Raw genomic sequence first — 13926 nt, 5'->3', positions numbered from 1 at the left:
TGCCGCGAGCCCCTCGGCGCCGGTCGTGACCCGCACGCTCAGGGCCGAACCGTGGCGCCCTCCCCGGCGCGGGCCGGCGGCAGGCCGTTCGTCAGGTCCTCGGCCATCAGGCGCTTGGCGATGCTGTCCGCGGCGGCGCGCAGTTCCGCGCTGCGGGGGCGTCCGCGGTCCTGCTCCAACTGCTCGTTGAGCCACGCCGACCAGGAGTGGGTGATGGTCCGGACCTCGTGCTCCCCGGCCGGGGTGTGCGAGAAGTAGCTGCCCTCGCGGCTGAGGAAGCCCTCCTCGACCATCCGCTGGAAGACCGGCACGAGCACCTCCGGCGGCACATGGCGCCGGGACGCGATCAGGCCGAGGCTCGCGTACCCGACCATGCGCGTGTGCTGCTCGACCTGCATGACCGCCCAGGCGCCGGCCACGTCGAGCCGGGTGTCGGAGGCCGCCACGATCCGGCGCGCGGTGTTCATGTCCGTACTCCGCACGATCTTGCCGACGGCGAGTTCGAGCACCTTCTGGGAGTCGCCGGTGCTCGGCTGCGCGAAGCCCTCGCCCATGTCGGTGGAGGCGGACCGCGCGCTGTCGCGCAGCTTGACCTGCTTGAGGAACAGTGCGACGACGAAGCCCACGGCCGCCACCGGCACGGTCCACAGGAAGACGGTGTGGAGGCTGTCGGAATACGCCTGCACGAGGGGCGCCGCCGTCGCCGGAGGCAGCCGGTGCAGGCCCTCCGGCGACTGCGCGGCCTGCGCGAGCCGCGCGGGGTCGGTGCCGGTGGCCTTCGCCGCGGCGGCCACCCCGTCCTGCAGGTTGGTCTTGAGGGTGTTGGCGTAGATGGTGCCGAAGACGGCGGTGCCGAACGAGCTGCCGAGCGTACGGAAGAAGGTGACACCGGAGGTGGCCGTGCCCAGGTCCGCGTAGTCGACGGTGTTCTGCACGGCGATGGTGAGCACCTGCATGCACAGACCGATGCCGAGCCCGAGCACGAACATGTAGAGCGATTCCAGCCATGCGCTGACGTCCGGCCCCATCAGCGACAGCAGATAGAGGCCGACGCCCATGACGAGGGCGCCGACGATGGGGAAGATCCGGTACTGGCCGGTCTTGCTCACCACGTTGCCGCTGAAGACGGACGCGATGAGCAGCCCGATGACCATCGGCAGGGTGCGCACACCGGAGATGGTCGCCGAGTCGCCGTCGACGTACTGGAGATAGGTGGGCAGGAACGTCATCGCGCCGAGCATCGCGAAGCCCACGATGAAACTGAGGACCGAGCACACCGTGAAGACGGGGTTGCGGAACAGCCGCATCGGCAGCATCGGTTCGGCGGCCCGGGTCTCCACCCAGCAGAACAGGGCGAGCGCGATCAGGCCGCCCGCGAACAGGCCGATGATGGTCCCCGAGCCCCACGCGTACTCGTTTCCGCCCCAACTCGTCGCCAGGATCAGGGCGCTGGCCCCGGCCGCGACCAGGCCGATGCCGAGGTAGTCGATCACGGGCTTGGCGACCGAGCGGACCGAGGGGATGTTCCGGGCGGCCGCGATCACGACGAGGATGGCGATGGGCACGTTCACGTAGAACGCCCAGCGCCAGCTCAGATGGTCGGTGAACAGACCGCCGAGCAGCGGCCCGATGACGGTCGAGACACCGAACACCGCGCCGATCGCGCCCTGGTACTTGCCCCGTTCGCGCAGCGGGATCACATCGGCGATCAGCGCCATCGCCGTGACCATCAGACCGCCGGCGCCGATGCCCTGGAGCGCCCGCCAGGCGATGAGCAGCGTCATGTTGGTGGAGAGGCCGCACAGGAACGAGCCGGTGATGAAGATGATCGCCGAGACCTGGAAGACGACCTTGCGGCCGAACAGGTCGCCGAACTTGCCGACCAGCGCGGTCGCGACGGTCTCCGCGAGCAGATAGGAGGTGACCACCCAGGACATGTGGGCGGCGCCGCCCAGGTCCGAGACGATCGTGGGGAGCGCGGTGCCCACGATCGTCTGGTCGAGGGCCGCCAGCAGCATGCCGAGCATGATCGTGCCGAACACGATGTTCCGCTGCCGGACATCGAGCACGGGCGGTGTGGACACGGGTGCTGTATCGCTGGCGGTGGTCACACTGGCACCCTCACACCGGCCCAGGTGGCGCGCATGCCGTGTCGGCCGGGTGAGTGACGTACCGGAGACCCGGGAAGGCCCCCCGGCGGGGCGGCTCAGGCGCCCAGCACGACGCCGGAGGCGACCGGCTCGGTGAGCGGCAGGACGGTGGGGGGAGCCGCGCGGCGGAGGCGGGGGAGCGCCGGCACGGAGGCGAGGAACACCAGGGTGGTGAGAACGAACGGCCAGGTGAAGGAGTGCCCGCCGGCCGGTTCGAGGAGCGCGTTCAGGGCGGGCCCGAGCACGGTGGCCGCGGCCGCCCCCACCATCGCGAAGCCGAGGCTCCACCGGTCGGCGGCGAGCAGCACCCCGCACAGCGCCATCGCGACGAGCACGGCGTTGTAGCCCATGGTGCCGTCCACGATCCGGGCGGTCGGAGCACCGAGCGCCCAGGCCGTCACCACCGCGACGGCGCTGCCGACACAGGCCATGGCCCCGGCCGTGCGGCTCGCGGCGAAGATCCCGACCAGGAGGATCAGGCCCACGTACCACTGCGGCATCAGGAAGATCTGCGCGATGTTCGCGAAGAACGCGCGCCCGATGTCGTCGACGGCGAGGGCGACGGAACCCTCGGCCGCCCGGATCGGTCCGGCCGCGGCGGGCCCGCCGTGCCACACCCGCTCGAAGCCGGGCGCGGCGATCGTCATCGCGCTCGCCGTGAGACAGAACGGCAGGGTCAGGGTGGGCAGCCCCCAGCCGCGAAGGAGTGTGGTGGCCGCGGCCGTGACGACGGTGACCACCGCGCAGCCGCCCGCCGCGAGGACCATCGTGGAGGGATGGCCGGGGCCGAGGAACACGGCGAAGGCGACCGCGACCAGACAGGCGTTGAACCCTTCGAGCCCCGCCGACACCCTGCTCCGGTCCACGCCGAGCAGCTGTGCGGTGGCGGTTCCCAGGGCGGTGCCGATCAGCCCGTAGAGGCCGTACTGCCAGCCCGCGGCGAACAGCGCGACCGTGAAGATCACCCCGGTGACCGCGCTCGGCATGAACTGCACCTGCGCCTGGCCGCGCAACACGTGCACCGCGAACAGGCCGCCTCGTCCGGTACGCGGTATCCGCACGTGATCCTCCCCCTAAGACGCGTGAAATCGGCCCGTAACAGCCAAGCGCACAGTAAGGGGTGGCATGGGGGACTTAGCAAGGGAGAGACAACGGGGCAAAAAGCGTGAAAGCAGAACAAAGGCCCGCATGGCCGGAAAGCTTTGTATACGACGACGGGGCGCCCGGGCCGGTCCCGGACGATGGCACGAGCCCGGCCCGGCGCCCCCTGCCGTGCGCCGCGGCTCCCGCCGCGCCGGGGTCAGTCCGCGATCTTCGTGGGTAAGTCCGGGAGCTTCTTGTCGTAGAGCCAGCCCTGGAGCAGCGGGCGCAGGGTCTCGCCCGAAGCGGCCTCGGCGTGGGCGACGAAGGCGACGGTGTCGCCGATCCGGCCGCGCCGTGCCGCGTGCCAGCCGCGCAGCACCGCGAAGAACCGCTCGTCGCCCAGGGTCAGGCGCAACGCGTGCAGGGTGCAGGCGCCCCGGTTGTAGAGCCGGTCGTCGAAGATGCGGCGCGGTCCCGGCTCGGCGAGCCGCAGGTTCTGACTGCGCCGGGCGAGGTTGCGCCACTCGCGACGGGCGATCTCGTCGGCGCTGTCCTCGCCGATGTGCTCCGACCACAGCCATTCGGCATACGTGGCGAAGCCCTCGTTGAGCCAGATGTGCCGCCACTCGCGAATGCCCACGCTGTTGCCGAACCACTGGTGTGCCAACTCGTGGGCCACCAGCGTCTCCCAGCCCCGGCGCCCGTCGATGTGGTTGCGCCCGAACACCGAGCGCGTCTGGTTCTCGACGGGCGCACCGAGGTCGGCGTCCACCACCACCGCGCCGTACGCCTCGAAGGGGTACGGCCCGAACAGTTCCGAGAAGTGCCGCAGCATGTCCGGCTGTCGGCCCAGATCGTGCCGGGCCGCCTCGGCGATGCGGGAGGGGTAGGCATTGTGCACCGGGATCGCCTTGCCTCCCGGCGGTCCCGGCGCGAGCACGCTGTCGTGCTGGAAGCGGCCGGTGTAGAGCGCGGCCAGATACGTGGCCATGGGGCCGGGATGGTGGTACGTCCACACATCGGTGGCGCCCTCGCTGCGGCACTCGGTGAGCGTTCCGTTCGCGAGTGCCTGCCGGTCGCGCGGCACGGTGACCCGGAACGTGTACGCCGCCTTGTCGTCGGGCCGGTCGTTGCAGGGGAACCAGGACGGCGCCCCCAGCGGCTGGGAGGCGACCAGGGTGCCGTCGTGGCTGTCGCCCGTGCGGTCCCAGCCGATGCTCCCGAACGGCGAACGGAGCGGACCCGGCCGTCCCCCGTACCGCACCTTGGCGGTGAACGTGGCTCCGGGAGCCAGGGTCTGACTGGGCGTCACATACAGCTTGCCCTGCCGCTGGCGGATGCGGGCGGCCCGGCCGTCGACGTGCGCCGCGTGCGCGCTGAGCTTGGACAGGTCCAGCTCGACCCGGTCGAGGGGGCGCAGCGCGACGGCCTGGATGAGCGCGGTGCCCGCGAGCCGGCCGCTGACCGAGTCGTAGGCGATCCGCAGGTCGTAGGCGAGGGTGTCATGTCCGTACGAGCCGTGCTGCGGGAAGTAGCGGTCCCCGCGGCCGGTGGCCTCGTCGTCCGCCACGGCCATCGTGCCCAGGGCGGACAGCGCGGCCACCCGCACCAGCGAGCGCCGGGTGCAGCGCGTCATGCCGCGCTGCCTTCCCGCGAGGAACCCTGACGGAGCGTCATCACCGCTCGTTCAGCGGCTGGTTGAGTCTGGGGGAGCAGGGCGTGCTCACCCGCGATGGGGTTGCCCGCCCAACGGGTGTCCGGCGGCACGCTCTCCCCACGCATCACGAGGGACGCGGCGCCCACCGAGGCCCGGGCGCCGACGTCGGTGCCGGGCAGCGCGATGCTGTGCGGGCCGAGGGACGCGCCCTCCGCGAGCCGTACCGTGTCCAGGCGCATGATCCGGTCGTGGAAGAGGTGGGTCTGCAGCACACATCCGCGGTTCACACTCGCCCCGTCCCCGAGCGTGACCAGATCGGTCTCCGGCAGCCAGTACGTCTCCAGCCACACCCCGCGCCCGATGTGCGCACCGAGGCTGCGCAGCCACCAGTTGAGGACCGGTGTGCCGGTGAACGAGCCCGCCATCCACGGCACGGCGAGGGACTCGACGAACGTGTCGTACAGCTCGTTGCGCCACACGAAGGACGACCACAGCGGATGCTCGCCCGACTCGAACCGGCCGACCAGGACCCACTTCGCGGCGGTCGCGGTCAGCCCCGCCACCGCCGCCGCCCCCATGAGCAGCACGACCCCGGCCAGCGCCGCGAGCGGGAGGCCGCCCCGGTTGAGAGCGCTCTGCTCGCCGATCAAGAGGGCCTCGGCGAGCAGCACCGAGCACATCAGCGGCAGCACCCGGCACAGCTCGACCGCGGCCCGGGCGAGCACGAGGCGGCGCGGCGGGTCGAAGGTGCGGCCGGGGTCGGCGGCGGTCGCCACGCGTGGCAGCGGCAGGGCCGGCCGGCCGAGCCACGAACTGCCCGGCTCGCTGAGCGCGGGCGCGTCGCACAGCACCCCGATCAGGGCGCCGTCGGGCACGCGGCGGCCGGGGCCGACGATGCCCGAGTTGCCGACGAAGGCCTTGCGGCCGACGCTCGCCGTCCCCAACCGCAGCCAGCCGCCGCGGACTTCGAACGGCGCCACCAGGGTGTCGTCGGCGAGGAACGCCCCGTCCTCGACGGTCAGGAGCGAGGGCAGCGGCAGCACCGTGGAGATCTCGGCGCGCCGTCCCACCCTGGCCCCGAGCAGCCGCAGCCACACGGGGGTCGCCAGACTCGCGTACACCGGGAAGAAGCTGCCGCGGGCGCCGCCGACCAGCCGGGTCACCAGCCAGGCGCGCCAGGCGACACCCCCGCACACCGGATGGAAGCCGGGCTTGATGCCGCGGCCGAGGACGCGCACCAGGGCGGCGAGCGTGAGGAGCGAGAACAGGGTGGTGACCACGGTGACGGCCGGTGCGGAGAGCAGCAGCCGGACGGCGACCGACGAGAGCGTGTCGCAGGAGCGCACCAGGTAGTAGACGCCGATGAGCGCGGGTGCGGTGGACAGCAGGCTCAGCAGCGGCAGGCCGATCAGGGAGAGCGCGTACGCGGCGGCCCAGCGGCGCGAACGCTCCGGACGCGGCGCGGGCCAGCCGGTGCCGGCGACGCGCTCGTGGGAGTCGGCCGGGCGGGCCGGCGAGCCGAGCCAGCGCCGGCCCGCGGGGACCTCCCCGTCCAGGCAGGCGCCCGGGTCCAGTTCGGCGTGATCGCCGAGGACCGCGCCGGGCATCAGGGTGCTGCGGTGACCGACGCGGGCGCCCTCGCCGATGCGGACCGCGCCGATGTGCAGCGTCGCCCCGTCCAGCCACCAGCCGCTGATGTCGGCCTCCGGCTCCACCGCGGCGCCCCGGCCGATCGTGGCGAGCCCGGTCACCGGCGGCATGGCGTGCAGGGTGACGCCCCGGCCGACCCGGCACCCCAGGGAGAGCGCGTACAGGCGGGCCCAGGGCGTGCCGAGCAGGGACGGCACGCCGAAGGCGGCCACGACGCGTTCGGCCGTCCACAGCCGCAGATGGACCCGGCCGCCGCGCGGATACGCGCCCGGCCGCACGCCCCGGGTCAGCAGCCGGGCCGCCCCGCCGCCGATCGCGAAGCGGGCCGGGGCGCTCATCAGGACCACGGTGCCGATCAGCACGAACCACCAGGAGATGTGCGGAGCCCAGGCCTGCGGCGCGAGCCAGCCCAGAATGTTGTCGAGCGTCGCGAGACCGATCAGGCCGCGCAGCCCGGCGACCCCGAACAGGGCCGTGGTGACGAGGAGTTGGACCACGCCGGCGCTGCGCGGCACCGGCTGTACGGTCCGTGCCTCGGCGGCCGGCCCAGCGAGGGATTCGAGGTGCTGCGCCATGTCCCGCAGGACCGGACGCCGGTAGAGGTCGGCGACGGACACCCCGGGGTAGTGGGCGCGCAACTCGGAGGCGAGCCGGGCCGCGCTCAGGCTGGAGCCGCCGAGCGCGAAGAAGTCGCTGTCCGGCTCGGGGTGCACGCCCAGCATGCGCTCCCACGCCCCGGCGAGCCGGGCGGAGGTGGAGCCGTCGTCGGCCGGGTCGTCGCCGCCGAGCGGACCGCGCTGGGAGGGCAGCGGCCAGGGCAGGGCGTCCCGGTCGACCTTGCCCGAGGTGCGTGTGGGCAGCTCGGTGACCTCGACGATCAGCGGGACCAGGGCCGCCGGCAGGCGTTCGGCGAGGAAGCCGCGGGCCTGTCCGGCCTCGAAACTGCCCTGCTCGGGCACCACATAGCCGACCAGGATCTGGCCGCCGGCCGGGGTGCCGCGCACCGCGCCGGCCGCGGCGCGCACGCCGGGAAGCGCTCTCAGCATGGCGTCGATCTCGCCGAGTTCGATGCGCCGGCCGCCCACCTTGACCTGGTCGTCGGCGCGTCCGAGGTGGACGAGCCCGGCCGCGTCGGCGCGTACGAGATCGCCGGTGCGGTAGGCGCGGGAGGTGTCGAGCAGGCCGAGCGGCGCGAACCGCTCGGCGTCCTTGGCGGCGTCGAGGTAGCGGGCGGTGCCCGCCCCCGCGATGACGAGTTCCCCCTCGCCGCCGTACGGCACGGGCTCGCCGGAGGCGTCCAGGACCGCCAACTCCCAGCCCGCGAGCGGGAGTCCGATGCGGACCGGCTCGCCGGGCAGCATGCGCGCGGCGGTTGCCACCACCGTCGTCTCGGTGGGCCCGTAGGTGTTCCACATCTCGCGGCCCTTGACCGCGAACCGGTCGGCGAGCGCGCCCGGGCAGGCCTCGCCGCCGACGATCAGGAGCCGGACCTGGTCGAGGGCCTCGTCCGGCCACAGCGCCGCGAGGGTGGGCACCGTGGACACCACCGTGATGCCGCGCTCGACCAGCCAGGGGCCGAGTTCGTGACCCGCCCGCACCAGGGACCGGGGTGCCGGAACCAGGCAGCCGCCGTGCCGCCAGGCCAGCCACATCTCCTCGCACGAGGCGTCGAAGGCCACCGAAAGCCCGGCGAGCACCCGGTCGCCCGGACCCAACGGGCGCTCGGTGAGGAAGAGTTGAGCCTCCGCGTCGACGAAGGCGGCCGCCGAGCGATGGGTCACCGCGACACCCTTGGGCAGCCCCGTCGAGCCGGACGTGAAGATGATCCAGGCGTCGTCCTCGGGCCGCGCGGGTCGCCAGCGGGCCCCCAGGGGCGCCGCGGGCCCCGGCAGTATCCGCTCGTCCGCCTCGATCACGGCACACACCCCGGCCTCGCGGAAGACGGTCGCCGCCCGCTCCTCGGGATCGTCCGCGTCCACCGGCACGTACGCGGCACCGCTCAGCAGCACCGCCAGGACGGCGAGGTACAGGTCACAGGTGCCGGACGGGATCCGGATGCCGACCCGGTCGCCCGGACCGATGCCGTGGCGGGTGAGCCGCACGGCGCGTTCGGTGATCCGGTCGCACAGGTCCTGATAGGTGAGCCGCTCGCCGCCCGCGTCCAGTGCGGCCGCGCCCGGGTGGGCGGCCGCCGTCGCGTCCAGTACGTCGAGCAGGGTGCGGGGGTGCGGGGCGGCGGCGCCGCGGAAGACGGCCGGCAGATGCGAAGACATACGGCATGCCTCTGGCGTAGTGCGGGTGGTACGGACATCCTTCGGACATCCGCCCACTCAGACGGGCATATCCAGCGGCGGGTTCGCTCCGGCCTTGGGACTTGACGATATTTATCCGTTGTTTTCGAAGTGATTCGGATGATTATGGCGCCGATCGGGGCAAGTTCAGAGCTGTTCCCGGTGTCCGAGGTCCCTTGCGCGTAGCACTAGTTCGGTGGCGAACCGGTGTTCGGGATCGGTGAGCCGGTCGCCGAAGATGGACTCCAGGGTCCGCATCCGGTAGCGCACGGTCTGCGGGTGCACGTCGAGGATCTCGCCCATGTGGGCGGCGGTGCCCCGGGTCGCCAGCCAGGTCCGCAGGGTTTCGATGAGCCGGTCGCGCCGGCCGGGGGTGAGCGCGTCGAGCGGTGCGAGCTCGCGGCGGCCCAGGTGTTCGAGGAGGGCGGGGTCGGAGCGCAGCCAGAGGGTGACGAGATGGTCCTCGCAGTACAGCGTCCCCGAGTCGCTGTCGATGACCCCGGACGCGGCGAGTTCGAGGACCTGGCGGGCCCAGCGCAGGGAATCGGACGCATCGCCGATGGGCACTTCGAGGCCGACCGCCGCCCAGGAGCCGTGCAGGGCCGCGTCCAGCATCCGTCTTCGTACTTCGTCTACGGGGCCGGGGATCAGCAGGTGCGGCAGCGGCTCGCCGGGATCGGCCAGGACATCGTTGTCCAGGGCCGCACGGGTCAGGCCCGCTCCGGAGCGCAGCGCGACCAGGGTGACGCGTTCGGGCAGGGGCCAGTGGGCCCGGTCCGCCAGCTCCGCGATCGCCGCGCGCGGTACCGGGGAGCCGGCCAGGATCAGGTGGAGTAACCGTCTTCGCAGCGCGTCCGAGCGCTCCCCGGAGAACGACGTGACTTCCAGATAGCCCTCGCGTGAGAGCGCTTCCAGCTCCTCGACATAGGTGAACAGGGCGTCGGCGAAGCTGAGCATCAGGGCGGGGGAGAGATTGTAGCGCCGGCCGATCTTCTTGGCCCGGCGCAGCGCCACCCGGGCGCCGAGGCGGTAGGCGCCCTGCAGGGTGTCCAGGCTCCGGCCCTCGTACGCCTCGAACCGGCCGAAGCGGCGGCACATCTCGTCGCGGAGCGCGGAGGGGGCGCTGGGGGACGCCACCTGGTCGACGAAGACGCTGAGGTTCTGCTCCACGCCGACCCGGATCGCCTCGCCGTAGGGGCCCTCCAGCAGTCGGGCGTATTCCGGGTAGGCGCGGGTGATCTCCGTGCCGATCTCCTTGAGCAGGCCCGGGAGTTCGGGTCGCATGATCGCGGCGAACTCCTGGGGGAGCGGTCCCAACGGCTCCTGGGTGTCCGGTGATTGCGCGGCTGTGGGCATCTCACTCCCCTTGCACTACGGCGCCCGGTGGGGAGAGCCGATGGAGAAAGCGCTCCCACCGGCCGACAGGTGCGTACCTTTCGCGGACTGCTGAACCTAGAACAACTCTCATGTCCTGGACAACACTTGAGGCAGCGTTCGATTCAGCCTGCATCGGTTGTCGGCCGAATCCGGTACGGCCCGCCCCGGGCGTGGACGGGCCGTCGGCCGGGACCGCCCCGGGGCTACTGGGCCGCCGAATGCCAGTACTGGGAGAGCAGCTTGCCGTTGTCCGGGACGACCGTACCGGGGGCGTGCAGACCGGCCAGATAGGTCGACGCGCTGTTGAGCACGACGCTGTTCTTGCCGGCCGCCGAGGGCAGTCCGGTCTTCAGGTTCACCGCCCAGTCGAGCAGTCCGGCAAGGCCGCAACCGCTTGCACCCGGCACCGCGAACGTGGTGTCCGTCTGGCTCGCGTTGACGAGGCTCAGCCGATTCATGTCACCGGCGGTGTTGGGTGTGCCGTTGCCGTCGAAGCGCTGGATGCCGAGCGTGGGTGCCGTGACGTTCTGCGGGCGCAGCACGATGGGGTGGGCGGCGGAGCCGATGTAGCAGGAGTTGCCGAGGAACGGGTTCTGGAGGTGGATGCGGATCGGGATCGAGATGATCGGCTGGCCCGAGGTGGCACCCGCGGTGAGGTTGAAGGCCGTGGGCGTCCCGGCCGATTCGACGGTCGCGGTGACCCGGTTGAGGGTGCCGTTGGTGATCTGCCGGCAGATGTCGCCGATCACGGGGACGTCGTTCGGGCACATCAGGCCGAGCAGCCCGCCCGGTATGTCGGCCGAGTCGGCGATCAGTGCGCCGCCGGCCGGTGCGACCAGGCTGTTCGTGCCGTCGGAGTGCTGCACCACTCCGACCTGGAGGTCGCTGGCGCCGGTGATGACATTGGTGTTGCCGAGCTTGATGGTGCCGCTCGCCGAGTGGGAGGCGATGCACTGCACGATGTCGGTGCGGCCGTCGGCCGCCAGCATGGCCGGGTCGTCCACCGGGCAGCGGCTGAACGGGGCCCAGTCGCCCGCGAGCCGGGCGGTGGAGGCGGCGTCGGCCGAGGCCGGGCCGATCGTCGCGAGAGCGGCCAGGGCGGTGCAGGTGGCAAGGAGTCCGGCTCGCAGGCGGGCGGATGCGGGTCTCATCGGGTCGTCCCCTCTCGGACGTCTTGACTCATGACGTCCTGTACGTAGGTGGGCGGTGCGGTAACGGCCGTGCGCGGTGGGCGAGTTGGCTGGATCTGAACGTGGTTCGGCACCCCGGGGAGCGGGGAGCGCGGGGCGGGCGGTGCTCAGCGCAGGGGTGTCGGGATGGTCGTCGGCTGCTTGTCGGCGGTGCACAGCTGCGCCGGGTCGTCCTCGATGCCGGAGGCGCACGGCGCCCCCTGGTTCTGCTTGACCGTGTTGGCGGGTCCGGACACCGACGCGGTGAACAGCGGGCTGAGGTCCTCGCCCACCCCGCAGCCGGTGAACGGCGGGATGGTCACCGAGCCGTCGAGCGGTCCGCCGCGGGACAGCGAGTACCCGCGCCAGACGGTGTCCGCGCCCTTCTTCAGCTCCCCGAGCAGGACCAAGTGGTCCTTGGTGTTCCGGGCCGGGTCGGGGTCGGTGGAGTAAACCGGCCCGGTGGTACGGCAGTTGGGGCCGACGTCCAGCGGGGTCCCGTTCACCTTGACGTCGGAGATGTGCAGCACGAGGGGGGCCCTGATGTACGTCTCCCCGTGCCCCGCGGTGTTGTTGAGGTCCGACTCGATGGACAGCGGCCCGGTCGCCTCCAGGGTCATGGTGGCCGTGGTCGGCATGAAGCCGAAGGTGAGGAACGTGGCCGGGCCCGGCGGGGTCTGGGCACGGCCCTGGTAGTCGAGCCGGCCCATCGAGTTCTGGAGCAGATGCAGTTCGAAGACGCCGGGTCGGACCTCGATGCGCTTGAGCTGGTTGGGCCCCTGGACGACCTTGGAGCAGAAGACGGGGATGAGCGAGGCGTTGCCCATCTTGGTGACGTTGGAGTACCCGGTGGTGTACGCCGCCAGGGCGAGCGGGTCGGTGGTGTCGCCCTGGCACTTGGGCGCGGTGGCTGCCGGGGAGGCCGCTGCCTTGGGCGGGGCGATCCTGGGAGCGCTCTCAGGAGTGCTGCGCGACGCGCCACCCGCGGCAGGGGCCGTCGCGGAGGTGCTGGGGGTCGGGGCGGGCGAGGAGGATGCCGTGCCGATCGGCACGGTGGCGAGCAGGCCCTTCGCACCGGGGGCAGGCGTGCAGGGCACGGAGAGGGTGGCCGGGTCGGTGGCACCGCCCTCGGTGGTGACCGGGCGGAATTCGAGCGTGAGCCCGGCCGCCGTGACGGTGAGGTCGCCGGGGCTGTTGGCGGTGACGGTCGGCACGTCGCCGGTCGCACGGAACACGGCGCCGCCCGGGGAAGTGAGCGGCACGGAGGGTGCGGTGCCCAGCCAGAGGGCCTGGGCCGCGGCGCCGTTCTGCGCCACCTCGGTGGTGAGCCGGGTGGTGGCACCGGTCGTGGCGGCACGGAGTCCGGTGAGCTCGGCGACGGCGGCCTCGGGCAGCGTCACCGACGTCGTCACCTCGGCGGGCCGGATCGCGGCGCCCGTCGCGGCCCGGGCCGGGAACCTGGCCGCCACCTGCACCTTCACCGGATGCGGCCCGGCCGGGAACGCGCAGGTGTAGGCCAGTTCGGCGCTGGTGCGCTGGTCGCCGAGGGCCACATCGGCGCCGGGCACGATCGCGGCCAGGACCACGGTGGCCGCCGCCACCGCACCCCGGCTGCGCACGCTCCGCCACCGGCCGGCCGGTACCGGGGTTCTGGTCACGTCGCGTTCAGCTCCACTGGCTCAGCTCCTGGAGGGGGCCGGCGGCAGATGCGCCGCCGTTGGGGGACCGTCCGGCCTGCCGTGCGTCGGGCCGGACGGTCCGGGGGCGTAGCGAGGTGTCATGCCGCTGCTACGAGCCGACGATGGTGGGCTTGGTGGTGGTGCCGGTGACCACCGCGTAGTAGTCGCCGTTGAAGGACGGGTGGTCGCCGGTGGCCACCACGCCCGAGCACCCGGCCGTCGGCGCCGAGACCGTCAGCTCGGTGGGAGTGGCGGCGACCTTCAGGTCACCCGTGGAGTTGGTGTAGGTGCCGTGCGCGGTGCCGGTCACCGTGAAGGCACAAGTCGCCACGCTGACACGGGCGTTGACGCCGGAGATGTAGCCCTGCGAGACGCCGGTGGCCGCGGTGTAGTTGGTCACGTTCAGCGTCCACGGGGTGTTGGCGACCGTGTTCACGGTGCCGAGGAAGCTGGTGCACGGCTCGCCGGTCTTGCCGAAGTGCACGGGGTTGATGGTGCCGACGGCGGCCGGGTTGCCCGTCGCGCTCTTGAGGGAGCCGGCGGCGTCCGAGTACGTGCACGTCATGTCGATGCCGTTGATGGACAGCACCACGTTGGTGGACTTGGCGGTGAAGTTCTCCGGCGAGCTGGGGCCGACGACCCAGTTCGTGGGCACGAGGGCCATCGCGGGGGCGGTGGCGAGGGTGAACGCGGCTGCCGCGGCGCCGGACACCAACGCGAGCTTTCCGAGGGGGTTTCGCACAGTAATGCCTCCGATTTCACCAGCTACGGGGACGGATTCGGCCACGTACGATCCGTGACGAGGCGGACGTTACTTGCGAGAAACATGGGCGCACAATCCTGCCGTGCAAGATTGTCTCGGGCAAGGCC

At 72.3% G+C, this 13926-nt stretch carries 8 protein-coding genes; all 8 read right to left on the bottom strand.

Features of this window, described 5'->3' with window-relative positions; translation table 11 throughout:
- Window positions 1-38: 38 nt before the first annotated feature.
- The 8 genes from IE267_RS17555 to IE267_RS17520 all read right to left on the bottom strand — a co-directional run bounded on the left by IE267_RS17555 (window position 39) and on the right by IE267_RS17520 (window position 13798).
- Window positions 39-2111: an MDR family MFS transporter gene (locus IE267_RS17555; RefSeq protein WP_189763862.1), complete on the bottom strand. Its 2073-nt coding sequence runs from the start codon at window positions 2109-2111 to the stop codon at window positions 39-41.
- A 95-nt stretch (window positions 2112-2206) separates the two neighbouring features.
- Window positions 2207-3211 (bottom strand): urea transporter, encoded by a 1005-nt coding sequence (locus tag IE267_RS17550; RefSeq protein ID WP_229861286.1) that lies wholly within the window; start codon window positions 3209-3211, stop codon window positions 2207-2209.
- 239 nt (window positions 3212-3450) lie between these two features.
- Window positions 3451-4869 (bottom strand): M1 family metallopeptidase, encoded by a 1419-nt coding sequence (locus IE267_RS17545; protein WP_167152344.1) that lies wholly within the window; start codon window positions 4867-4869, stop codon window positions 3451-3453.
- Window positions 4866-8813 carry a Pls/PosA family non-ribosomal peptide synthetase gene (locus tag IE267_RS17540; RefSeq protein WP_189763861.1) on the bottom strand — a complete coding sequence of 1316 codons (3948 nt, stop codon included), beginning with the start codon at window positions 8811-8813 and terminating at the stop codon, window positions 4866-4868. The genes IE267_RS17545 and IE267_RS17540 overlap by 4 nt, the downstream gene beginning before the upstream one ends.
- Window positions 8814-8978: 165 nt before the next feature.
- A complete protein-coding gene (locus tag IE267_RS17535; protein WP_189763860.1) occupies window positions 8979-10187 on the bottom strand; it encodes a PucR family transcriptional regulator in 1209 nt (402 codons plus the stop codon).
- Between the two features lie 224 nt (window positions 10188-10411).
- Window positions 10412-11359, bottom strand: a complete 948-nt coding sequence (locus tag IE267_RS17530; protein ID WP_189763859.1) for a hypothetical protein — start codon at window positions 11357-11359, stop codon at window positions 10412-10414.
- A gap of 146 nt (window positions 11360-11505) precedes the next feature.
- The gene (locus IE267_RS17525; RefSeq protein WP_189763858.1) at window positions 11506-13035 is read right to left on the bottom strand and encodes a DUF6801 domain-containing protein; all 1530 of its coding nucleotides are present in this window, start codon (window positions 13033-13035) and stop codon (window positions 11506-11508) included.
- Window positions 13036-13165: 130 nt separating this feature from the next.
- Complete coding sequence (locus IE267_RS17520) at window positions 13166-13798, bottom strand: hypothetical protein (protein ID WP_167152334.1); 633 nt, start codon at window positions 13796-13798, stop codon at window positions 13166-13168.
- Between the last annotated feature and the right edge of the window lie 128 nt (window positions 13799-13926).

The sequence above is a fragment of the Streptomyces xanthochromogenes genome, assembly GCF_014650455.1.
Lineage (GTDB): Bacteria > Actinomycetota > Actinomycetes > Streptomycetales > Streptomycetaceae > Streptomyces > Streptomyces xanthochromogenes.
Note: the sequence above shows the minus strand (reverse complement) of the source record. Positions and strands in the feature narration are given on the sequence as shown.